Annotated in this window: 17 protein-coding genes and 1 pseudogene; 14 read left to right on the plus strand and 4 right to left on the minus strand. The window is 66.0% G+C overall.

The annotated features are described in order from the left end of the window. Window positions 1-59 precede the first annotated feature (59 nt). From murG to ligA, 13 genes and pseudogenes are all read left to right on the plus strand, one after another. On the plus strand, window positions 60-1,160 hold the full coding sequence (murG, locus tag AC066Y_RS06315) for an undecaprenyldiphospho-muramoylpentapeptide beta-N-acetylglucosaminyltransferase (protein WP_478273117.1): 1,101 nt from the start codon (window positions 60-62) through the stop codon (window positions 1,158-1,160). Between the two features lie 37 nt (window positions 1,161-1,197). Then, window positions 1,198-2,037 carry a class I SAM-dependent methyltransferase gene (locus tag AC066Y_RS06320; RefSeq protein ID WP_478273118.1) on the plus strand — a complete coding sequence of 280 codons (840 nt, stop codon included), beginning with the start codon at window positions 1,198-1,200 and terminating at the stop codon, window positions 2,035-2,037. 185 nt (window positions 2,038-2,222) lie between these two features. After that, window positions 2,223-3,626: a UDP-N-acetylmuramate--L-alanine ligase gene (murC, locus tag AC066Y_RS06325; RefSeq protein WP_478273119.1), complete on the plus strand. Its 1,404-nt coding sequence runs from the start codon at window positions 2,223-2,225 to the stop codon at window positions 3,624-3,626. A 2-nt stretch (window positions 3,627-3,628) separates the two neighbouring features. Then, window positions 3,629-4,546 (plus strand): UDP-N-acetylmuramate dehydrogenase, encoded by a 918-nt coding sequence (gene murB / locus AC066Y_RS06330; protein WP_478273379.1) that lies wholly within the window; start codon window positions 3,629-3,631, stop codon window positions 4,544-4,546. Continuing rightward, window positions 4,546-5,532, plus strand: coding sequence for a D-alanine--D-alanine ligase family protein (locus tag AC066Y_RS06335; RefSeq protein WP_478273120.1), 987 nt, complete (start codon window positions 4,546-4,548; stop codon window positions 5,530-5,532). Before murB ends, AC066Y_RS06335 begins: the two co-directional genes overlap by 1 nt. 124 nt (window positions 5,533-5,656) lie before the next feature. Then, window positions 5,657-5,925, plus strand: a pseudogene (locus AC066Y_RS06340) (hypothetical protein); the annotation flags it as partial. Then, window positions 5,865-6,872 (plus strand): cell division protein FtsQ/DivIB, encoded by a 1,008-nt coding sequence (locus tag AC066Y_RS06345; RefSeq protein ID WP_478273121.1) that lies wholly within the window; start codon window positions 5,865-5,867, stop codon window positions 6,870-6,872. The pseudogene AC066Y_RS06340 and the gene AC066Y_RS06345, both read left to right, overlap by 61 nt. Next, window positions 6,869-8,185 carry a cell division protein FtsA gene (gene ftsA / locus AC066Y_RS06350; protein ID WP_092115917.1) on the plus strand — a complete coding sequence of 439 codons (1,317 nt, stop codon included), beginning with the start codon at window positions 6,869-6,871 and terminating at the stop codon, window positions 8,183-8,185. The genes AC066Y_RS06345 and ftsA overlap by 4 nt, the downstream gene beginning before the upstream one ends. Window positions 8,186-8,274: 89 nt before the next feature. Continuing rightward, complete coding sequence (gene ftsZ / locus AC066Y_RS06355) at window positions 8,275-10,059, plus strand: cell division protein FtsZ (protein WP_478273122.1); 1,785 nt, start codon at window positions 8,275-8,277, stop codon at window positions 10,057-10,059. Between the two features lie 351 nt (window positions 10,060-10,410). Then, window positions 10,411-11,373, plus strand: a complete 963-nt coding sequence (lpxC, locus tag AC066Y_RS06360; RefSeq protein WP_478273123.1) for a UDP-3-O-acyl-N-acetylglucosamine deacetylase — start codon at window positions 10,411-10,413, stop codon at window positions 11,371-11,373. A 245-nt stretch (window positions 11,374-11,618) separates the two neighbouring features. Beyond that, window positions 11,619-12,527, plus strand: a complete 909-nt coding sequence (locus AC066Y_RS06365; RefSeq protein WP_371821762.1) for an outer membrane protein assembly factor BamD — start codon at window positions 11,619-11,621, stop codon at window positions 12,525-12,527. Window positions 12,528-12,540: 13 nt separating this feature from the next. Continuing rightward, a complete protein-coding gene (gene recN, locus AC066Y_RS06370; protein WP_478273124.1) occupies window positions 12,541-14,211 on the plus strand; it encodes a DNA repair protein RecN in 1,671 nt (556 codons plus the stop codon). Between the two features lie 7 nt (window positions 14,212-14,218). Then, window positions 14,219-16,366 carry an NAD-dependent DNA ligase LigA gene (ligA, locus tag AC066Y_RS06375; protein WP_478273125.1) on the plus strand — a complete coding sequence of 716 codons (2,148 nt, stop codon included), beginning with the start codon at window positions 14,219-14,221 and terminating at the stop codon, window positions 16,364-16,366. Window positions 16,367-16,524: 158 nt separating this feature from the next. Here the strand turns inward: ligA and AC066Y_RS06380 are convergent, their stop codons facing one another. Together AC066Y_RS06380 and AC066Y_RS06385 are read right to left on the minus strand one after the other, a co-directional pair. Beyond that, window positions 16,525-17,817 (minus strand): multidrug effflux MFS transporter, encoded by a 1,293-nt coding sequence (locus AC066Y_RS06380; protein ID WP_478273126.1) that lies wholly within the window; start codon window positions 17,815-17,817, stop codon window positions 16,525-16,527. A 185-nt stretch (window positions 17,818-18,002) separates the two neighbouring features. Then, a complete protein-coding gene (locus AC066Y_RS06385) occupies window positions 18,003-19,832 on the minus strand; it encodes an aminopeptidase P family protein (protein WP_478273127.1) in 1,830 nt (609 codons plus the stop codon). A 187-nt stretch (window positions 19,833-20,019) separates the two neighbouring features. Here AC066Y_RS06385 and AC066Y_RS06390 point away from each other — a divergent pair, with 187 nt between their 5' ends. Further along, complete coding sequence (locus AC066Y_RS06390) at window positions 20,020-20,205, plus strand: hypothetical protein (RefSeq protein WP_375788285.1); 186 nt, start codon at window positions 20,020-20,022, stop codon at window positions 20,203-20,205. Here the strand turns inward: AC066Y_RS06390 and AC066Y_RS06395 are convergent, their stop codons facing one another. After that, window positions 20,206-20,730 (minus strand): hypothetical protein, encoded by a 525-nt coding sequence (locus AC066Y_RS06395; RefSeq protein WP_478273128.1) that lies wholly within the window; start codon window positions 20,728-20,730, stop codon window positions 20,206-20,208. Between the two features lies 1 nt (window position 20,731). Further along, window positions 20,732-21,622 carry a 50S ribosomal protein L11 methyltransferase gene (locus tag AC066Y_RS06400; RefSeq protein ID WP_478273129.1) on the minus strand — a complete coding sequence of 297 codons (891 nt, stop codon included), beginning with the start codon at window positions 21,620-21,622 and terminating at the stop codon, window positions 20,732-20,734. Between the last annotated feature and the right edge of the window lie 125 nt (window positions 21,623-21,747).

Raw genomic sequence — 21,747 nt, forward strand, 5'->3', positions numbered from 1 at the left:
TTCGCCAAGGCTTCGGCGGACAAGTCGCTTCGCTCGCAATGACGGTGTAAATTGTTGCCATGGCTGAGTCCCCCCTGATTCTGCTGGCAGCCGGTGGCACCGGCGGCCATCTCTTCCCGGCCGAAGCGCTCGCCGTGGAATTGATCAGGCGTGGCCTGCGGGTGCGGCTGGCGACCGACGGCCGCGCGCTGCGCTACTCCGGCCTGTTCGGCAGGGAGAGCATCGAGGTCGTGCCGAGCGCCACCGTGCGCAGCCGCAACCCGATCTCGCTGGCGCGGACCGTGCTGATGCTCGGCTACGGCACGCTGGTCGCCGCCAATGTGGTGCGCCGGCTGAAGCCATCGGCCGTCGTCGGCTTCGGCGGTTACCCGACCTTGCCGCCGCTGATCGCGGCGCGGATGCTCGGCGTTCCCGGCATCATCCACGACGCCAATGCGGTGCTCGGCCGCGCCAACCGTTTCCTCTCCGGCCGCGTCAACGCGATCGCGACCTCGCTGCCCGGCGTGCTCGATCGCGATCCCGCGCTCGCCGGCAAGGCCACCACCGTCGGCACGCCGATGCGGCCGGCGATCCTCGCGGCGGCCGCGGTTAAATACACCCCGCCCGAGGTGAACGGGCCGCTGCGCCTGCTGGTCGTCGGCGGCAGTCAGGGCGCGCGGGTGATGAGCGACATCGTGCCGCCGGCGATCGAGAAGCTCGCGCCGGCATTATGGAGCCGGCTGATCATCACCCAGCAGGTGCGCGAGGAGGACATGGCGCGGGTGCGGGCGGTCTATGACCGGCTCAAGATCGATGCCGAGCTCGCGCCGTTCTTCGCCGATTTGCCGGCACGGCTGGCCTCGAGCCAGCTCGTGATCTCGCGTTCCGGCGCCGGCACCGTCGCCGAACTCGCCGCCATCGGCCGGCCCTCGATCCTGGTGCCGCTGCCGGGCGCGATCGATCAGGACCAGTTCGCCAATGCCGGCGTGCTGTCGCAGGCGAATGGCGCGCTGCGCATCACGCAGAGCGACTTCACGCCCGAAAGACTCGCGGCCGAGATATCGGCCTTCGCCGCGGAGCCCGAGAGACTGACCGCGATGGCGGATGCGGCGCGCAGCGTCGGCCGGCTCGACGCCGCCGAGCGGCTGGCCGATCTGGTTGCCAAGGTGGCCGGGATTTGATGCGCCAATCCGGCAGGAGGCCGGGGGAGACTTGATCATGACGGATCTTTTGATCCACTCCGTCTCGGAATTCTCGGACCTGATCCTCGAAGCGCTGCGCCTGTCGGATGCGCAAGACATCGTCGAGATCGGTGCGGAGTACGGCGGCATGTCGGCGCTGCTCGCCGATCACTGCCGGGCGCGCGGCGGCCGGCTCACCAGCGTCGATCCGGCGCCGAAGCGCGAATTCCTCGGCTGGGTGAGCGCCAATCCGGATGTGCGTCACGTCGCGAAGACCAGCCTCGATGCGTTCGGCGAACTTGACGCCGCCGACGCCTGGATCGTCGACGGCGATCATAACTGGTACACAGTTTATCACGAGCTCCGCGAGATCGAGGCGATCAGCCGCCGCGCCGCCAAGCCCGTGCTGGTCTTCCTCCACGATGTCGGCTGGCCCTGCGGGCGGCGCGACGCATATTATGCGCCCTCGCAAATTCCCGTCGAGCATCGCCATCCGCACAGTTACGACGCTGGCGCCACGCTGGATCGCGAAAGCCTGGTGGAAGGTCGTGGATTTCGCGGCATGGGCCAGTTCGCGTTTGCTACTCATGCCGGTGGTGCGCGCAATGGCGTGATGACCGCAATCGATGACTTCCTGGCGGAGGAGCTGGCGCAGGGCAGGGAGTTTGGCTTCGCCGAAATCCCCGCCGTGTTCGGCTTAGGGGTGCTGTTCGACATGAACGCTGCCTGGAGTGCACAGCTTGCCGAGCTCGTGCTGCCCTATCACCAGAACAAGCTGCTGCGCGCGCTCGAGACCAACCGGCTGCGCAATTATCTTCGCGTCATCGAGATGCAGGATGAGTTCGCCGCGCGCGCCGTGCGGCCGGGAGCGGCGTAGCCGCCGGGCCGAGATGGAGATGTCCGTGACGCCTGATCACCAGCACCCGCCGGTAGCTGACAACAGCGACATTTCCGCGGCTGCGGGGTGGAAAAAGCCCTTGTCACGCATGGGAAAAGCGGGGCATCCAGTACTCAGCGCGACCGATGTAGGCGCGCACGGACGATGATATCAGGAACCGGATCATGAGACTGCCGCGCGAGATCGGACCCATTCACTTCGTCGGGATCGGCGGCATCGGCATGAGCGGCATCGCCGAGGTGCTGATCAATCTCGGCTACACCGTGCAGGGCTCCGATGCGTCGGACAATTACAACCTCGACCGGCTGCGCAAGAAGGGCGCCAAGATCTCGGTCGGCCACGCCGCCGAGAACGTCGATGGCGCCGATGTCGTCGTGGTCTCGACTGCCATCAAGCGCGACAATCCCGAGCTGATGGCGGCCCGTGCGCGGCGCATTCCGGTGGTGCGGCGCGCCGAGATGCTGGCGGAGTTGATGTGGTTGAAGAGCTGCGTCGCGATCGCCGGCACCCATGGCAAGACCACCACGACGACGATGGTGGCGACGTTGCTCGACGCCGGCGGGCTCGATCCGACCGTGATCAATGGCGGCATCATCAATGCCTATGGCTCCAATGCGCGGCTCGGGGCAGGCGATTGGATGGTGGTCGAGGCCGACGAGAGCGACGGCACCTTCCTGAAGCTGCCGTCCGATGTCGTCATCGTCACCAATATCGACCCTGAACATCTCGATCACTTCAAGACCTTCGAGGCGATCCAGGATGCGTTCCGCAATTTCGTCGAGAACGTGCCGTTCTACGGCTTTGCCGTGATGTGCACCGATCATCCGGTGGTGCAAACCCTGGTCGGCCAGATCGAGGACCGCCGCGTCATCACCTACGGGCAGAATCCGCAGGCCGACGCGCAGCTGCTCGATCTGACGCCGATGGGCGGCGGCTCGAAATTCAAGGTCGCGATCCGCGATCGCAAGTCGGGCGCGACGCACGAAATCGCTGACATCGTGCTGCCGATGCCGGGGCGCCACAACGCGTCGAACGCGACGGCGGCGATCGCGGTCGCGCATCAGCTCGGCGTGTCCGATGACGTGATCCGCCAGGCCATGGCCGGCTTCGGTGGCGTCAAGCGGCGCTTCACCAAGACCGGCGAGACGAACGGCATCACCGTGATCGACGACTACGGCCATCATCCGGTCGAGATCGCGGCCGTGCTGAAGGCGGCGCGGGAATCCACCAACGGCAAGATCGTCGCCGTGGTGCAGCCGCATCGCTACACCCGCCTGCAATCCTTGTTCGAGGAATTCTGCACCTGCTTCAACGATGCCGATGCGGTCGTGGTCGCCGAGGTCTATCCGGCCGGCGAAGCACCGATCGCAGGCATCGACCGCGACCATTTCGCCGCCGGCCTGCGCGCCCACGGCCATCGCAACGTTGTCCCGCTGCCGAACGCCGGCGAGCTCGCGAAGATCGTTCACGGCATTGCCAAGTCCGGCGACCTCGTCGTCTGCCTCGGCGCCGGCAACATCACGCAATGGGCCTACGCACTGCCCGACGAATTGAAGGCGCTGGGGTGATCGTGACCTTCCCCGACATCACGCCCGACCTGAAAGCCGCGATGCCGGAGCTGCGCGGGCGGCTGCTGGCGAACCAATCGCTGGCGGAATTGACCTGGTTTCGCGTCGGCGGTCCTGCGCAGGTGCTGTTCACGCCGGCCGACGAAGACGATCTCGCCTACTTCCTGAAGCATCTGCCGCAGGAGCTGCCGGTCTATGTGGTCGGCGTCGGCTCCAACCTGATCGTGCGCGACGGCGGCATGCCCGGGGTCGTGATCCGGCTGGCGCCGCGTGCCTTTGGCGAAACCAGCGCAGCCGGTGATGTCGTCACCGCCGGCGCCGCGGCGCTCGACAAGCGCGTCGCCGAGATGGCAGCAGCGGCAAACATCGGCGGCATGGAATTCTTCTTCGGCATTCCCGGCACAGTCGGGGGCGCACTGCGCATGAATGCCGGCGCCAACGGCGGCGAGACCAAGGACGTGCTGGTGGAGGCGACCGGCATCGGCCGCGACGGCACCAAGCATACCTTCAGCAATGCCGACATGAGGTTCGTCTATCGCAACTCTGGCGTCGATCCGTCGATCGTCTTCACCTCGGCGCGCTTTCGCGGCAGGATCACCGATGCGGACGCGATCCGCGCCCGCATGAACGAGGTGCAGGCCCATCGCGAGACCGCGCAGCCGATCCGCGAGAAGACCGGCGGCTCGACCTTCAAGAATCCGCCCGGCAACAGCGCCTGGAAGCTGATCGACGCCGCCGGTTGTCGCGGCCTCAAGGTCGGCGGCGCGCAGGTGTCGGAGATGCACTGCAATTTCCTGATCAACACCGGCAACGCCACCGGGCATGACATCGAGACCCTCGGCGAGACAGTGCGCGAACGAGTCAAGCAGACCAGCGGAATTGAGCTGCACTGGGAAATCAAGCGAATCGGGAAAAGCTGATGCAGGTGACCATTCTGTTCGGCGGCACCAACAAGGAGCGGCTGGTCTCGGTGGCGAGCGCGCAGGCGCTGCACCGCGCGCTGCCCGACGCTGACCTCTGGTTCTGGGACGTTGACGACACCGTGCATGCGGTGACGTCCGAACAGCTGCTCGGCCACACGCGGCCCTTCGAGGTCGACTTCAAGCCCGATGGTCGCGGCATTGCGCTCGACCAGGCACTCGACAAAGCAAGCGCCGAGCAGCGCGTGCTGGTGCTCGGCTTGCACGGTGGCCGCGCCGAGAACGGCGAATTGCAGGCGATGTGCGAGATGCGCGGCGTCGCATTCACCGGCTCCGGCTCGGCGTCGTCGCATTTGGCGTTCGACAAGCCATCGGCGAAGCGCTTCGCCGCGATCGCGGGCCTCAACGCGCCGCAGGGCATGTCGGTCGCACAGCTCGATGAGGCGTTCGCCCAGCACGGCAGACTGATCGCAAAGCCCGCCAAGGACGGATCGAGCTACGGGCTGATCTTCGTCAACGCACAGCAGGACCTCGTCGCGGTCCGCAATGCCGCGAAGCATGAGGACTATCTGATCGAGCCGTTCGTGTCGGGCGTGGAGGCGACCTGCGGCGTGCTCGAGCAATCCGACGGCACGGTGTTCGCGTTGCCGCCGATCGAGATCGTGCCGGCGGAGGGGGGCTTCGACTACACAGCCAAATACCTTCTGAAGTCGACCCAGGAGATCTGTCCCGGCCGCTTCGTGCCCGAGGTCAGCGCCGCGATCATGGACCATGCGTTGCGGGCGCATCGTGCATTGTCGTGCACCGGATATTCGCGCAGCGATTTCATCGTGTCGGCCAATGGCCCGGTCTACCTCGAGACCAACACGCTGCCCGGCCTCACCGCGGCATCGCTGTACCCTAAGGCCTTGAAAGCGCAGGGCATCGCCTTTGCCGACTTCCTTCGTGACCAGATCGAGCTCGGCCGCCGCCGCGCCAGGAGTTAAGGCCAACCGGGCGGAACCCGCCCGACTCGGCCGGATGGAACCCGGGCGCTGTTGCTAAAATGCTAACGGGTTCGCGGCAAAGTATTCAGAGCGTTGATCAAAATACACTCCAGGCTGAACTCCTTTACCATTTGTTTACCAGGAAGCCCGAAGGTTAACGCTGGCGGCGCATGTAGCGCTTGGCTGCCGGGGCGTGAGCTGTCGCGGATTACCGCTTCGAGGATCGCAACCAGGGAACAGGGGGCCTCTCTAATCCCACCGGTCTAGCCGAGACGTGATTTGTGCCGGGACCCCGCAGGGTTTGCGGGCGCAACATGTGACGAGCTCGTGCAATGGATGGTGCAGGACGCCTCACCCGATCGCTGCGATCGCTGGGGCCTCAAGCTGACCTGAAAGCAGCCGCTATTGGAGCGGCAGTGCTGCTGCGCGAGTATGTCGGCGCCCATCTCGCGCGTCGCCGCCGGCGTCCCGCCAGGCGGCCGCAGATGATCGATCGCGAGCCGCCGAACCGCTACATCCTGCTGCTCGAACGCTATCTGCCGCGCCGTATCGGCCTGGTCGCGACGCTCGCGATCCTGTTCGGCAGCCTGGGCTTCGGCATCGTCAGGGGTGGCCATCTCGAGGAGTTCACCACCGCGCTCAGCGACACCCGCAACGCGCTGGCCAATTCCGCGGGCTTCCGCATCACCACCGTCGGCATCAACGGCCGCAAGCAGCTGAGCCAGGACGAGGTGCTTGCGATCGGCGGCGTCAACGGCCGCTCCTCGCTGCTGTTCCTCGACGCTGATACGGTGCGCGCCAAGCTGAAGGCCAATCCCTGGATCGCCGACGCCACGATCCTCAAGCTTTATCCGGGCCGGCTGCAGATCGACATCGTCGAGCGCACCGCCTTCGCGCTGTGGCAGCAGAACGGCCGCCTGTCGGTGATCGCCTCCGATGGTGCGGTGCTCGAGCCCTATGTGTCGCGCCGCTTCCTCAATCTGCCGCTGGTGGTGGGCAAGGGCGCGGACACCCGCGCCCAGGACTTCCTGGCGCTGCTCGACCGTTATCCGCAGGTGCGCTCGGTGACCAAGGCCGCGATCTTCGTCGGCGAGCGGCGCTGGAACCTGCGCCTCAAGGACGGCCTCGACGTCCGCTTGCCGGAGAACGACGTCGGCAACGCTTTGGCCGCGCTCTCCAAGCTCGACAAGGACGAGAAGCTGTTCTCGCGCGACATTGTCGCCGTCGACATGCGCCTGCCCGATCGGCTGATCGTGCAATTGTCCGAGGAAGCCGGCAAGGCGCGCGACGAGCTGTTCAAGGACAAGAAGTCCAAGAAGAAGGCCGGTGACTCCGCATGACCGGCCTCGATCGCAATTTGACCCCGAAGACCCGCCCGATGCAGAAGCGCACCGCGATGGTGGCTTCGCTCGACGTCGGCTCCAGCAAGATCGCCTGCATGATCGCGCGGCTCAGGCCGTCGCCGCCGAACGAGGCGCTGCGCGGCCGCACCCATGCGGTCGAATTGATCGGCTACAGCCAGATCCAGTCGCGCGGCGTCAAGGCCGGCTCCGTCGTCGATCTCGCCGAATGCGAGAAGGCGGTCCGCCATGCCGTGGCGTTGGCCGAGCGCATGGCCAAGGTCCGTGTCGAATCCGTCCTGCTGTCGGTTTCCGGCGGCCGGCTGCATGGCCAATTGGTTGAAGCCGCGGCCGATATCCACGGCGGCTCGGTGACCGCGGACGATATCAGCCGCGTCACCTCGGCCGGCATGCGCCACGCCGCCGGCGCCGGCCGCACCGTGTTGCACGCGCTGCCGGTCGGCTACGCGCTCGACGGCGTCAAGGGCATCCGCGATCCCAGAGGGATGGTGGCGCGCCAGTTCGGCGTCGACATGAATGTGGTGACGTCGGACGCGACGGTTGCCAAGAACCTGATGCTGGTGGTCGAGCGCTGCCATCTCAACGTCGAAGCCATGGCGTCGAGCCCCTATGTCGCGGGCCTGTCGGTGCTGACCGATGACGAGGCCGATCTCGGCGCTGCCGTCGTCGAGATGGGCGCGGGCTCGACGACGATCGCGACTTACTCCGGCGGCCGCCTCGTGCACGCATCCGGATTTGCGCTCGGCGGGCAACACATCACGATGGATCTTGCGCGCGGCATCGGCGCGTGCATTGCGGATGCCGAGCGAATCAAGACTTTATACGGCACGGTGCTGACCGGCGGTTCGGACTCGCGCGAGCTGATGTCCGTTCCCACTGCAGGCGATGATCGGGAGACTCCGCAAATCGTGTCCCGCGCCACGATCGCGAACATTGTCCGGCATCGCGCCGAGGAGATTTTCGAAATGGTCCGTGACCGGCTCGCGGATTCTCCCTTTGCGGCAGAGCCGAGGGCGCGCGTCGTGCTGAGCGGCGGCGCGTCGCAGCTCACCGGCACCGTCGAGCTCGCCACCCGTATCCTGAACCGTCAGGTCCGTATCGGCCGCCCGCTCGGCTTCGGCCGGCTGCCGAACGAGGCGAAGGGCGCCTCGTTCTCGGTGCCGACGGGCCTCCTGGTCTACCCGCAATACGCACATCTTGAACATGTCGAACCGCGGCGTACGCGGCAGCTCAGGACAGGGACAGACGGTTACTTCGGAAAGGTCGGACGATGGCTTCGCGAGGGCTTCTGATGACCACACCCCGGCTCATTGCATTTTCACCAGCTCCTGCGGCCAGCGGCCGGGACGAACCAACGCGCGCATAATCGAGAGAGGCAACCATGGCACTCAATCTGACACCCCCTGACATCAGCGAGCTGAAACCGCGGATCACCGTCTTCGGCGTCGGCGGCGCGGGTGGTAATGCCGTCAACAACATGATCACCGCCGGGTTGCAGGGCGTCGACTTCGTCGTCGCCAACACCGACGCGCAGGCGCTGACCATGTCGAAGGCGCAGCGCATCATCCAGATGGGCACCCAGGTCACCCAGGGCCTCGGCGCCGGATCGCAGCCCGATGTCGGCGCTGCGGCCGCGCAGGAGGTCATGGACGAGCTGCGCGATCACCTGACCGGCGCCAACATGGTGTTCGTCACCGCCGGCATGGGCGGCGGCACCGGTACCGGTGCTGCGCCCGTGATCGCCAAGGCCGCCCGCGAGATGGGAATCCTCACCGTCGGCGTGGTGACGAAGCCGTTCCACTTCGAGGGTCAGCGCCGGATGCGCACCGCCGAGCACGGTATCTCCGAGCTCCACAAGGTGGTCGACACGCTGCTGATCATCCCGAACCAGAACCTGTTCCGGGTCGCCAACGAGAAGACCACCTTCGCCGACGCGTTCGCGATGGCCGACCAGGTGCTGTATTCGGGCGTCGCCTGCATCACCGACCTGATGGTCAAGGAAGGCCTGATCAACCTCGACTTCGCCGACGTCCGCGCCGTGATGCGGGAAATGGGCAAGGCGATGATGGGCACCGGCGAGGCCACCGGCGAGAAGCGTGCGCTGACCGCAGCCGAAGCTGCGATCGCGAACCCGCTGATCGACGATAGCTCGATGAAGGGCGCTCGCGGCCTGCTGATCTCGATCACAGGCGGCAAGGACCTCACTCTGTTCGAGGTCGACGAAGCCGCAACCCGCATCCGCGAAGAAGTCGATGCCGACGCCAACATCATCGTCGGCGCCACCTTCGACGAATCGCTCGACGGCGTCATTCGTGTCTCGGTGGTCGCAACCGGTATCGAGCAGGCCGCGATCGCTTCCCGTGCGCAGGCTCCCGCGCAGCAGCCGGGCGGCTCGCCCGAGAGCCGGCTGGCCGATCTGACCGCTCGCCTGCGTGCCGACAATCAGCGCATGGCCGAGCGCGCCCAGAAGCTGGAACCGCCGACGGGCGTGACGGTTGCTCCGATTGCAGCTGCCGCCGCACCCCAGCAGCGTCCGGCCGTCGAGCGCGCCGCGCTCGCGGCAATCGCTGCCGCGGTTGCGCCCGACAGCGCACCGGCTCAGGCGCCGATGCAGCCAGGGTCCTACGGTGACGTTACCGTGCGGCCGATCGCCCAGAAGCCGACGTTGTTCCCGGACCACGAGGCGGCCCGCGCCGAACAGCACGAGCCGATGCCGCCCGAGACCTTCATCCCGCAGGCGGCGGAGCGGTCGCCGGTCCGTGCCCCGCGGATGCCGAAGTTCGAGGATCTGCCGATGCCGGCCCAGGCCGAGATCCGCCAGGCCAGCGGTGACGGCGAGGCGGAGCACCCGCAGAAGACCCGGCTGTCGCTGCTGCAGCGGCTGGCCAATGTCGGCCTCGGTCGCCGCGACGAAGAGACCGAGCCGCCGATCGCGGCCCGTGCCTCGGGTCCTGCGATGCCGACGATGCCACCACTGCCCGACCGCAAGCCGGCCCGCAGCGTCGCCCAGCAGATCTCGGCGAACGAATTGCCGGTATCAGAATATGCGAAGCGCCCGGCACCGCAGGGATTGGACGCCCATGGGCGTCAGGCCCCTGTTGCCCCGGCGCCACAGGGTGACGACCATCTTGATATCCCGGCCTTCCTGCGCCGGCAGGCAAACTGAAGTTTGTTACAACCTTGGCGACGAAGAAGGCCTCGGCGGGGAACCGCCGGGGCCTTCTCCTTTTGGCGAGCAGGCGGTTGCATCGGGTAAACAAGCAACTGATTTTAAATGATTAATTATCATTTCGGTGGTCAGATGGCCACTCGCCGAGGGCCGTTTTCGCTGCCGCAATTGGCTTAACCTTGGGCGCGAATGCGGCGGAGATGGGGTAACAATCCGTAAAGAAGCGTGAGTTGGCGCGCTTTAGGGCTGTGACTATGGTCTGCCGGGACTTGGGGAGCTCATGCGAGTCGGCCTTGGGGAAGTTTGGCCGCTTGATGTTGAGCGAAGTCGGGTAGTGGGCATTATCGAATGAAGTTCAGCCGTCAGACAACGCTTCGGTCGCAAGCCACCGTGACTGGCGTAGGCGTTCATTCCGGTCTTCCTGTCAGTCTCACGCTGGGACCTGCACCTGTCGATGCGGGTTTTATTTTTGTCCGCACCGGTCTCGACGGTGCCGACCGCGAAGTTACCGCCACCGCCGACGCTGTGATCGCAACCGAGTTCGCGACGGTGCTGGGTGACCGCGAAGGGCCGCTGGTTTCGACCGCGGAGCATGTCCTCGCCGCGCTGCGCGGCATGGGCGTCGACAACGCCACGATCGAAGTCGACGCTGCTGAAGTTCCGATCATGGACGGCAGCGCTGCGGCGTTTGTCGCGGCCATCGATCAGGCTGGCATTGTGACCCAGCCCGGCGTCCGCCGCTTCATCCAGGTGCTGAAGCCGGTGCAGGTCAGGATCGGCGATGCGATGGGCGAGCTGCGTCCGTTCGCCGGCGGGTTCCGCGCCGAAGTCGAAATCAATTTCGCGAACAAGGTGATCGGTCACCAGACCTACTCCTTCGATCTGTCGCCGGAAGGCTTCCGCCGCGAAGTCGCGCGGGCCCGCACCTTCGGCTGCATGAATGACGTGGCGCGGCTTTGGGGCGCTGGCTTCGCGCTCGGTGCCTCCTTCGACAACACCGTGGTGTTCGACGAGGCTCGCCTGCTCAACGCCGAGGGCCTGCGCTACGCCAACGAGTGCGCCCGCCACAAGGTGCTCGACGTGATCGGCGATCTGGCGCTGGCCGGCCTGCCGCTGCTCGGCAGCTACCGTTCGGTCCGCGGCGGCCACAAGCTCAACAACGCAGTGCTGAAGGCGCTGCTCGCCGACCGCAGCGCCTGGCGCGTGGTCGAATCGGAGACCGCCCGGCGGCCGGTCCGCGGCCATGTCGAAGCCGGTGCAAGCGCAGTGGGCGGCCTCGTCGCCCCGGCCTACGGTCCGGACGTGTCCTGATCGCCGCAGGCGGTCTGGCCCAATTTCCGTAATAACCACAGCAGGCTGTGAGTGTCGCCGGGTCGCCTTATTCCCGGCGGATTGGCTCCCTATTCGGTTGGTCGACGGTCATTTTTCGGTTAAGCAGGCCCGCGGCTGCCTTGATCCGGCGCCAACGGCACGAGAGATATTGCATCCGTGATCGCGGTTCATGGGTGGAGTGGGGTCGCCGTTAACCGCATCAAAGGCGTCAGGTTTTACAATTCATGTCGGCAATGCGTATGGCGCTCGAACAACGCAATTCTTCTGACGTCTCCGGCCTGACCAAGGCCGCGCGCACGCTGCGCTTTGCGGCGGGCCTGATCGTGCTGGCATTGCCGCTCTCAGGCTGCGGCACTGGCGCGCTGTGGGACAAGTTCATGGCCAAGGACGACACGTTCGTCGATGAGCCCGCGGACAAGCTCTACAATGAGGGCTTGTACATGATGAACGAGAAGAAGGACCTGAAGGCCGCTTCGAAGAAGTTCGAGGAAGTCGACCGTCAGCATCCCTATTCGGACTGGGCGCGCAAGTCGCTCCTGATGTCGGCCTATTCGTACTATCAGGCAGGCGACTACGACAGCTGCATCGGCTCCGCCACCCGCTACGTGACGCTGCATCCCGGCAGCCCGGACGCGTCCTACGCCCAGTACCTGATCGCGGCATCGCATTTCGACCAGATCCCGGACATCTCGCGCGACCAGAGCCGCACCGAGAAGGCGATCGCGGCACTCGAAGAGGTGGTGCGCAAATATCCGACCTCCGAATACGCCACCCAGGCCAAGAACAAGATCCAGGCCGCGCGCGACCAGCTCGCCGGCAAGGAGATGGCGGTCGGCCGCTACTACGTCGAGAAGCGCGACTACACCGCCGCGATCAACCGCTTCAAGACCGTCGTCACCCAGTACCAGACCACGCGCCACGTCGAAGAGGCGCTCTACCGGCTGACCGAGGCCTATATGGCGATCGGCATCGTGGGCGAGGCGCAGACCGCCGCCGCGGTGCTCGGCCACAATTTTCCGGACAGCCGCTGGTACAAGGACGCGTATAATCTAGTAAAGTCCGGTGGTCTCGAGCCGAGCGAGAATCAGGGATCCTGGATCAGCAGGACCTTCAAGAAGATAGGTCTCGGCTAGGAATTGTCCTCGCATGCTGGCCCGTCTGTCGATCCGTGACATCGTCCTGATCGAACGGCTTGATATCGAATTTTCCCGTGGCCTGGCGGTGCTGACCGGCGAAACCGGCGCCGGCAAATCCATCCTGCTTGATGCCTTTGCGCTGGCGCTCGGCGGGCGCGGCGACGCCGGACTGGTGCGCCATGGCGCCGAGCAGGGCCAGGTCACCGCCACGTTCGATGTCCCTAAGGGGCATCCTGCCGCCGGGATCCTTGCCGAGAACGGCCTCGATGACACCGGCGAGATGATCCTGCGCCGCGTGCAGCTCGCCGACGGCCGCACCCGCGCCTTCATCAACGACCAGGCGATCAGCGTGCAGACCCTGAGGGCGGTCGGCGCGGCTCTGGTCGAGATCCACGGCCAGCACGACGAGCGCGCTTTGGTCGACGCCTCCACCCACCGCCAGCTGCTCGACGCCTTCGCCGGCCAAGAGAAGGACGTCGCCGCGCTGGAAGCGCTGTGGGAAATCAGGCGGACCGCCAACGCCGATCTCGACGGGCATCGCGCCGGCATGGAGCGCGCCGCGCGCGAGGCCGACTATCTGCGCCACGCCTCCCAGGAGCTGAAGACGCTGGCGCCGAAGGAGGGCGAGGAGACCGAGCTCGCCAACCGCCGCACCACCATGATGCAGGGCGAGAAGGTCGCGACCGATCTGCGCGAGGCGCAGGAGGCGATCGGCGGCTCGCATTCGCCGGTGTCGGCCCTGTCCGCGGCAGTACGGCGGCTGGAGCGGCGTGCTGCCAATGCGCCCAGCCTGATCGAGCCGGCGGTCAGGGCGATCGATATCGCGATCAACGCGCTGGAAGAGGCCGACCAGCATCTCCACGCGGCACTGGCGGCGACCGATTTCGATCCGGCCGAGCTCGAGCGCATCGAGGAACGGCTGTTCGCGCTGCGCGCAGCCTCGCGCAAATATTCGACGCCGGTCGATCTGCTGGCGGCGCTGGCGGCGCAATACGCTGATGACGTCGCGCTGATCGATGCCGGCGCCGATCAGCTGAAGAAGCTGGAAGCGGCCGCCGCTGAGGCCGACAAGCGCTATGCCGCTGCGGCGGCAAAGCTGTCGGCGGCGCGCACCAAGGCGGCCGAGAAGCTCAACAAGGCCGTCAATGCCGAGCTCGCGCCGCTCAAGCTCGAGCGTGCGAAATTCATGACCCAGGTCGAGGCCAATGCCGCCGCGCCGGGGCCGCAGGGCATCGACCGCGTCGAGTTCTGGGTGCAGACCAATCCGGGCACCAAGCCGGGGCCGATGATGAAGGTCGCCTCCGGCGGCGAGCTGTCGCGCTTCCTGCTGGCGCTGAAGGTCGTGCTGGCCGATCGCGGCTCGGCGCCGACTTTGGTGTTCGACGAAATCGACACCGGCGTCGGCGGCGCGGTGGCGGATGCGATCGGCTCGCGGCTGGCACGCCTCGCCGGCAAGGTGCAGGTGATGGCGGTGACGCATGCGCCGCAGGTCGCAGCCCGCGCAAGTCAGCATCTGTTGATCTCCAAGGATGCGCTCGACAAGGGCAAGCGGGTCGCCACCCGCGTCAACGCGCTCGCCGCCGACCACCGCCGCGAGGAGATCGCGCGCATGCTGGCCGGCGCCGAGATCACCGCGGAGGCGAGGGCTGCGGCGGAACGGCTGCTCAGGGCGGCGAGCTAGTCTGCCCATGGCCGCCAAGGCGACGAAAGCGCTGGTCGACGTCGACAAGCTCACCAAGGCCCAGGCCAAGGTCGAGCACATGCGGCTTGCGCTCGAGCTCGAAGGCCACGACAAGCGCTATTATCAGGACGACGCGCCCAGCGTCACCGATGCCGAATACGACGCGCTGCGGCAGCGTTACAACGCGATCGAGAAACGCTTCCCTGAATTCGTCACCGCGGAATCGCCCTCGCAGAAGGTCGGTGCCGCGCCGTCGGGGCGCTTCAAGAAGGTCCGCTATTCCGTCCCGATGCTGTCGCTCGACAACGCGTTTGCGGAAGCTGACGTGGTCGATTTCGTCGGACGCATCACACGCTTCCTGAAGCTGCCGGACGACAAGATCGATTTCTCGGCCGAGCCGAAGATCGACGGGCTCTCGATGTCGCTGCGCTACGAGGGCGGCGAACTCGTCACTGCGGCGACGCGCGGCGACGGCGCCGAAGGCGAGGACGTGACCGCGAACATCCGCACGCTGGAGGATGTGCCGCAGAAGCTCAAGGGCCGCAACGTGCCCGAGATCTGCGAGGTGCGCGGCGAGGTCTATATGACGAAGAAGGCGTTCCTGGCACTGAACGAGCGGCAGAAAGCCGAAGGCGGCACCATCTTCGCCAATCCGCGCAATTCCGCGGCCGGCTCGCTGCGGCAGAAGGATCCTGGTATCACCGCCTCGCGGCCGCTCGGTTTCTTCGCCTACGCCTGGGGCGAGATGAGTGCGATGCCGGAAGAGACCCAGACCGGCATGATCCACTGGTTCGAGCGCTGCGGCTTCAAGACCAACCCCTTGACCAAATTGTGCCACTCGGTCGACGAGCTGATCGCCTTCCATCGCAAGATCGAGGAGCAGCGCGCCGAGCTCGACTACGACATCGATGGCGTCGTCTACAAGGTCGATCGCATCGACTGGCAGGAGCGGCTCGGCTTCGTCTCGCGCACGCCGCGCTGGGCGATCGCGCACAAATTCCCGGCCGAGCGCGCCATGACCGTGCTGCGCGACATCGAGATCCAGGTCGGGCGTACCGGCTCGTTCACGCCGGTCGGTAAGCTCGAGCCGGTCGGTGTCGGCGGCGTGATTGTGCAGAACGTCACGCTGCACAATGAGGATTACATCAAGGGCATCGGCAACAAGGGCGAGGTGCTACGCGAGGGCCGCGACATCAGGATCGGCGACACGGTGGTGATCCAGCGCGCCGGCGACGTGATCCCGCAGGTCGTCGATGTCGTGATCGACAAGCGGCCGAAGAGCGCGAAGGAGTTCCACTTTCCGAAGAAGTGCCCGTGCCCGCTGCACACCGACGTTGTGCGCGAGGAGACCGCGACCGGCGAGGAGGGCTCGCGGCTGCGCTGCAGCGGCGAGTTTGCTTGTCCGTTCCAGAAGATCGAGCACCTCATTCTGTTCGTGTCGCGACGGGCGTTCGACATCGACGGCCTCGGCGTGAAGCAGCTGCAATATTTCTTCGACGAGGGCTGGGTCAAGGAGCCCGCCGACATCTTCACGCTGCCGAAGCGCAACGCGAAGCTGAAGCTCGAGGACATCGAGGGCTATGGCGAGACTTCGGTGCGCAATCTGTTCGCCGCGATCGACAGCCGCCGCCGGATCGGGCTGGAGCGCTTCATCTATGCACTCGGCATGCGCCATGTCGGCGAGACCACCGCGCTGGCGCTTGCGCGCGGCTACGGCTCATGGGATGCGTTCCACGATGCCTGCCTCAAGGTCGCCAAGGGCGACGAGGAGGCCATCGCCGAGATGGATGCGCTCGACCAGATCGGCGACACCGTGATCAAGAGCATCGCGGACTATTTCGGCGAGAGCCATAATCGCGGCATCGTCGAACGGCTGACCAAGGAGCTCGACGAGATCATCGACGCCGAGAAGCCGAAGAGCAATTCGGCGATCTCTGGGAAAACCGTGGTTTTCAGTGGGACGCTGGAAAAGATGACGCGTGACGAGGCCAAAGCTAACGCCGAGAGGCTCGGCGCGAAGGCCGCCAGCTCTGTGTCTAAGAAGACAGATTACCTAATTGCGGGACCCGGTGCGGGCTCGAAATTGACGGATGCCCAGAAACACGGCGTCACCGTGCTGACAGAAGACGAGTGGCTCAAGCTGATCGGAGAGTAAGGCGCGGCGCCGCCGCACTTGCCGCTGTCGTCCTCCGCGAAAGCGGGGGACCCAGTATTCCAGAGACAGTTATTGTTGAGCGGACAGGCCGCGGCGTACTGGATCCCCGCAGGCGCGGGGATGACGATGAGAGAATGGGGGCGCGTGTTGCGCGCGCCTCACATCATTCCCTGCTCATCCTCCTCGGCCTGCGCGATCAGCTCCTCGCTTACCACCACGTTCCGCCGCGGCACGACGAAGATCATGGTGCAGGCGCAGGCGAGCGAGATCGCGAAGAGCGCCGATGTCAGCGGCAGCGTCGTGGTGGAGTGGCCGCCGAGATAGGCGCCGAACTGCGAGATCAGCGAACCGATGCCCTGCTGCAGGAAGCCCATGGCGCCGGAGGCGGTGCCGGCGGCCTCGGGGCGGATGCTGATAGCGCCGGCGGCGGAGTTCGCCATCACGAAGGCATTGGCGACCATCGCGATCATCTGGGTGCCGAACAGCCAGAGCGGCGCCTGGTTCAGCCCGGCGAAACTCCAGATCAGGTTCAGCAGGCTGCCGCCGACCTGCAGTGCGAGGCCGAACCAGATCAGCTTCTCCAGCGAGTGCCGCGGCGCGAAGCGCACGCACAGCAGATTGCCGATGAAGTAGCCGAACCCCGTCATCGCGAACCACGCGCCGTATTCGGCGCTGCTGCGGCCCATCTGGGTCACCACGATATAGGGACCGCCGCCGGCGAAGGCGAAGATGATCTGCGAGGCCAGCACCTGGCACAGCAGATAGCCGACGAAGGCGCGGCTTCGCATCAGCCTGCCAAGATCGCCGCGGAAGCTGGAGCTGTCGGCGCGGTCGCGGCGGGTTTCGGGCAGCGCCAGCGCGATGAAGATCGTGGTGATCAGCGATGCCGCGGTGATGAGATAGAGGATCGCGCGCCAGCCGAATGTGGTCTCCAGCAAACCGCCGGTCAGCGGGCTCACCATCTGCGCGATCATCAGCGCGGCGACGACGAGGCTGATCATGGCGCCGACCCGCTCGCGCGGATAGAGATCGCGGATGATGGCGCGGCTGATCACCATGCCGCTGGCGCCGCCGAGCGCCTGGAAGAAGCGCGCCGCGATCAGTTGCGGCAAGGTCTCGGCGAAGTCAGAGCCGATGCCGGCCACCACCATCAGGCCGAGGCCCGCGAGCAGCACCGGGCGGCGGCCGAACTTGTCGGACAGCGGTCCCATGATCAGCTGCGAGAGCGCGATGCCGACCATGTAGAGCGACACGGTCATCTGCGCGATTCCGATGTCGCGGCCGAATGTGGTCGCCAGCACCGGCAGCGCCGGAACCAGCATATAGAGCGAGATCGGCGCGACGCCCGTCATCACGACGAGCATCAGCAGCATGACCTTCGATGTCGCGATGTCGTTGTCTTTGATGTTGTCTTGGGCCGCGCCGGGCGGCTTGCCCATCACGCCGTGCATTCAGGTCCGATCCAGCATTGTGGAAAGACTGTAGCGTGCCCGTTCGCGCGGAATACGTGTGTTTCGGCATACGCCCATGCATTTCGGGAGGCGAAGGCGGTGGAGTTTCGTCTCGCGCAACATCTACACTGTCGTCCCGGCTTTCGCCGGGACGACGTCGAGTGTGTGGAACGATGCTTGCGCTGCTACTTCAGCGCCGCCGTCGCCTCGTCCAGCCACAGCTTGGTGGCGTTGTCGTCGAGATGCGGACGCACCACACGCGCGACGCGGGCATGGTAGTCGTTGAGCCAGCTCAACTCGCCTTCGCTCAGCATGCGCACCTCGATCAGGCGGCGATCGATCGGCGCCAGCGTCAGCGTCTCGAATGCGTTGACCGGCTTCTCGGCGCCGGCAATGTCGGTGCCGATCACCAGTTCGAGGTTCTCGATCCTGATGCCGTAGGCGTCGGTCTTGTAGTAGCCGGGCTCGTTGGACAGGATCATGCCGCGCTTCAGCGGCGTAGTGCCGAGCTTGGAAATCCGCGCCGGCCCTTCATGGACGCTGAGATAGCTGCCGACGCCGTGGCCGGTGCCGTGCTCGAAATCGATCCCGGCCTGCCAGAGATGTTGCCGCGCGAAGCTGTCGAGCTGCGCGCCGGTGGTGCCGTCGGGGAAGATCGCGCGGGCGATCGCGATATGGCCGCGCAGCACGCGGGTGAAGCGGTCACGCATCTCGTCGGTCGGCTGGCCGATCGCGATGGTGCGGGTGACGTCGGTGGTGCCGTCCTCATATTGCGCGCCGGAATCGATCAGCAGCAGATCGCCGGGCGCGATGCGGCGATTGCTCTTGCGCGTCACGCGATAATGCACGATGGCGCCGTTCGGCCCGGTGCCGGCGATGGTCGGGAACGAGACGTCCTTCAGCGCGCCGGTCTGGCGGCGGAAGGTTTCCAGCGCCTCGACGGTGTCGATCTCGGTGAGGTGACCCGATGGCGCCTCGCGGTCGATCCAGGCGAGGAAGCGCACGAGCGCCACCGCGTCGCGCTGGTGCGCGGTGCGCGTGCCGTCGATCTCGGTGAGGTTCTTGACCGCCTTCAGCAGGCTGACCGGATCGCTGCCGCGCACCGGCTTGCCGCCGGCGCCGGCGATCAGGCGGCTCAACGCGTCTGCCGCGGTCGCGCTGTCGAGTGCGATCGATGCGCCGCGCTTGGCGAACTCGGTCAGTTTTAGCGTCAGCGCCGCCGGCTCCTCGACATTGGCGGATTGCTCGAGATGGTCGCGGGTCGCGTTGGACAGCTTGCGGTGATCGATGAACACCAGCGGCCGGCCTTCCTTCGGCACCAACGCGTAGGACAGCGGCAGCGGCGTATGCGAGACGTCGGCGCCGCGGATGTTGAAGGTCCAGGCCACCGCGTGGCTGTCGGAGAGCACCAGCGCATCGACACCGAGCTTGTCGATCTCGAGCCGGATGCGCTTCAGCTTCTCGGCCTCGATCTCGCCGGAAAACTGCGCGCCGTGGATCGCGACCGGGCCGAGCGGCGGCGCCGGCCGTTCGTGCCAGACCGTATCGACCGGGTTGCCGTCGACGGCGACCAGCTCGGCGCCGGCCTTGGCGCAGGCGGCCGCCAGCCGTTCGGCTGCCGCAGAAGTGTGCAGCCATGGGTCAAATCCTAGGCGGTCGCCGGCTGCCAGATGCCGGGTCAGCCAATGCTCCGGCGGCGGATCGACCAGCGGCTCGACCTGCCAGGCCTTGCGATCGACCTGCTTGCCGGCCTGTAGTGTGTAGCGCCCGTCGACGAACAGGGCGGCTTCCTTGCTCAGCACGACCGCGAGCCCAGCCGATCCGGTGAAGCCGGTCAGCCAGGCAAGCCGCTCCTCGGACGCCGCAACATACTCATTCTGCTGCTGATCGGCGCGCGGAACCAAAAACCCGGTCAGCTTGCGCCGCGCCAATTCCTCGCGCAGTGCACTTAAGCGCGCGGTCAGCGCCACGCCGCCTTCGGGCTCTTCGAACGTCTGGAAATGGGCTTCGAACATCGCCTTTGCACTCTCTTCGGATGCAGCATGATCTTCGCGCCGACGCGCTGAGGCATGACCACATTTTTGGCATTACTTATGCTTGAATCATGGCATAGTTGAAGTGACTGGACGATGTCCACCGTCGCCGGTCAAGTGTACGGGGGGTGTCCAGGAGTGTCTCAACTCAACGGTGAGGAGATGCACGATGCCTGCATTCACGTTTGAGAAGATCTCGCCGCCGGTCCGTCGCGGGCCGATTGCGCCGATCGAGCAGAAGCAACGTGGCGTTATCGTGCAGATGCTTGACCGTTTGGTCGCGGCGCGCGCCAGGCGCGCAGCCGGTCAGGACAAGGCCGAGACGGCCGGCCGCGATTCCGCAGCACCCGAATAGCTAATCCAAGGATCGCGCTAACCGTGCGAGGTCGGACGCCTTCTCCACGGTTACATTGACGACCCTGGTGCCCTCGAGTTCGCGCACGATCCGCTCATCGAGGCCGACGACACCCAGATCGAATTCGCGCTCCGGCGTCAGCAGCGTCATGCGCTGACCGACGATCACGACGACGGTCATGTCGAGCGGCTCGCCGGATATCGCCCATTCCCTGAGCTCGTTGCGAAACGGCTCCCTGCGCCAGGCATCCGGGAAGCCCGGATCGCATCTGACCTCGAGGCCGTCGTCGGACGTGGTCAGGACAAGCTTCGATCGGGAAGGCTTCCAGTGCTCCTCCAGCAGCTCGTTGACCAGCCAGACGCAGCTGAACGCGCGGCACTCCGCCGGCCGGCTTGGGTAGATCCGGCAGCCGCGCCCCGGCCTGCAATGCGCACACCATGCGTTGGCCGGCTTCGCAAGTTCCTCGATCGCCATCACCTTGCAGCAGAGCGTGCAGTCGCCGCACTGTCTGCCGGTCGCGGTCATTTCACCTGACTGAGCGCAGCAGCAGGCTGCTCCAGCCCTCGATCTTCAGATGCCGCAGCGGCACCAGCCCGCGGGCGCGATAGGCGGCAATGACCGCCGGCGCCTGATGCGTCAGCAAGCCCGACAGGATGACTTGCGCGGACGATGCGAGGTGCCGGGTCATCGGCCCCGCCAGCTGGCGCAGCGGATTGGCGAGGATGTTGGCGAGCACCAGATCGAACGGCCCGTCCTCGGCAAACCGCGGCGACGCAAAGCCGGTGGCACGGATCACATCCACCAGATGCCCTGCCCCGTTCAGCCGGGCGTTCTCCTCGGCGACCTTGACAGACGGCGGGTCGATGTCGCTCGCCAACACCCTGCGATGCTGGGCCTTGGCGGCGGCGATCCCCAGCACGCCGGTCCCGGTGCCGAGATCGAGCACCCGGCGGGGCTGATGGGCCTTCAGCACGTGGTCGAGCAGCAGCAGGCAGCCGCGGGTGGTGCCGTGATGGCCGGTGCCGAAGGCGAGCGCTGCTTCGATCTCGATCCCGAGCTTGTTTGGCGGTATCTTGTGCCGGTCATGCTGGCCGTGGACGATGAACCGGCCGGCCGCGACCGGGACCAAATCTTCCAGGCTGGCCTTGACCCAGTCCTTCGCCTCGACGGTGTCAAATACCAAAAAAGTCGATGCGACATCCTGCCGCGTTACCACCTGGCCGACCAGCTCGCGCAGCAAGGCCTGGTCCGGCGCCTCGGCAAAGTGGACCGTGACGTCCCAACGGGCGTCGGGCCGTTCGAAGGCCGCAAAAGCCGCCTGATCCTCGAAAAACATCTCGGAAAGCGCGTCGACCACGCGTTTTGCGGACTGTTCGTCTGAAAGGGTGATGCTGGCGCGGTGTGTGGACGGGGTCATCGGAGGCCGGTAGCGCGGTTTTCGTTAAAGTTTCAAGCCGGATTCAATCGAATATCGCGAGAATTGATAGGTTCCCGATTCAGACAACCTTAGATGTTGCCGTACTACTACGGAGGCGGAACTCG

The sequence above is a fragment of the Bradyrhizobium sp. USDA3010 genome, assembly GCF_056429065.1.

What these genes read in the sequence shown, in the direction of transcription:
- murG (WP_478273117.1), top strand. Translation starts at nt 60, where the DNA reads ATGGCTGAGTCCCCCCTGATTCTGCTGGCAGCCGGTGGCACCGGCGGC.
- AC066Y_RS06320 (WP_478273118.1), top strand. Translation starts at nt 1,198, where the DNA reads ATGACGGATCTTTTGATCCACTCCGTCTCGGAATTCTCGGACCTGATC.
- murC (WP_478273119.1), top strand. Translation starts at nt 2,223, where the DNA reads ATGAGACTGCCGCGCGAGATCGGACCCATTCACTTCGTCGGGATCGGC.
- AC066Y_RS06335 (WP_478273120.1), top strand. Translation starts at nt 4,546, where the DNA reads ATGCAGGTGACCATTCTGTTCGGCGGCACCAACAAGGAGCGGCTGGTC.
- AC066Y_RS06345 (WP_478273121.1), top strand. Translation starts at nt 5,865, where the DNA reads ATGGATGGTGCAGGACGCCTCACCCGATCGCTGCGATCGCTGGGGCCT.
- ftsA (WP_092115917.1), top strand. Translation starts at nt 6,869, where the DNA reads ATGACCGGCCTCGATCGCAATTTGACCCCGAAGACCCGCCCGATGCAG.
- ftsZ (WP_478273122.1), top strand. Translation starts at nt 8,275, where the DNA reads ATGGCACTCAATCTGACACCCCCTGACATCAGCGAGCTGAAACCGCGG.
- lpxC (WP_478273123.1), top strand. Translation starts at nt 10,411, where the DNA reads ATGAAGTTCAGCCGTCAGACAACGCTTCGGTCGCAAGCCACCGTGACT.
- AC066Y_RS06365 (WP_371821762.1), top strand. Translation starts at nt 11,619, where the DNA reads ATGTCGGCAATGCGTATGGCGCTCGAACAACGCAATTCTTCTGACGTC.
- recN (WP_478273124.1), top strand. Translation starts at nt 12,541, where the DNA reads ATGCTGGCCCGTCTGTCGATCCGTGACATCGTCCTGATCGAACGGCTT.
- ligA (WP_478273125.1), top strand. Translation starts at nt 14,219, where the DNA reads ATGGCCGCCAAGGCGACGAAAGCGCTGGTCGACGTCGACAAGCTCACC.
- AC066Y_RS06380 (WP_478273126.1), bottom strand. Translation starts at nt 17,817, where the DNA reads ATGCACGGCGTGATGGGCAAGCCGCCCGGCGCGGCCCAAGACAACATC.
- AC066Y_RS06385 (WP_478273127.1), bottom strand. Translation starts at nt 19,832, where the DNA reads ATGTTCGAAGCCCATTTCCAGACGTTCGAAGAGCCCGAAGGCGGCGTG.
- AC066Y_RS06390 (WP_375788285.1), top strand. Translation starts at nt 20,020, where the DNA reads ATGCCTGCATTCACGTTTGAGAAGATCTCGCCGCCGGTCCGTCGCGGG.
- AC066Y_RS06395 (WP_478273128.1), bottom strand. Translation starts at nt 20,730, where the DNA reads ATGACCGCGACCGGCAGACAGTGCGGCGACTGCACGCTCTGCTGCAAG.
- AC066Y_RS06400 (WP_478273129.1), bottom strand. Translation starts at nt 21,622, where the DNA reads ATGACCCCGTCCACACACCGCGCCAGCATCACCCTTTCAGACGAACAG.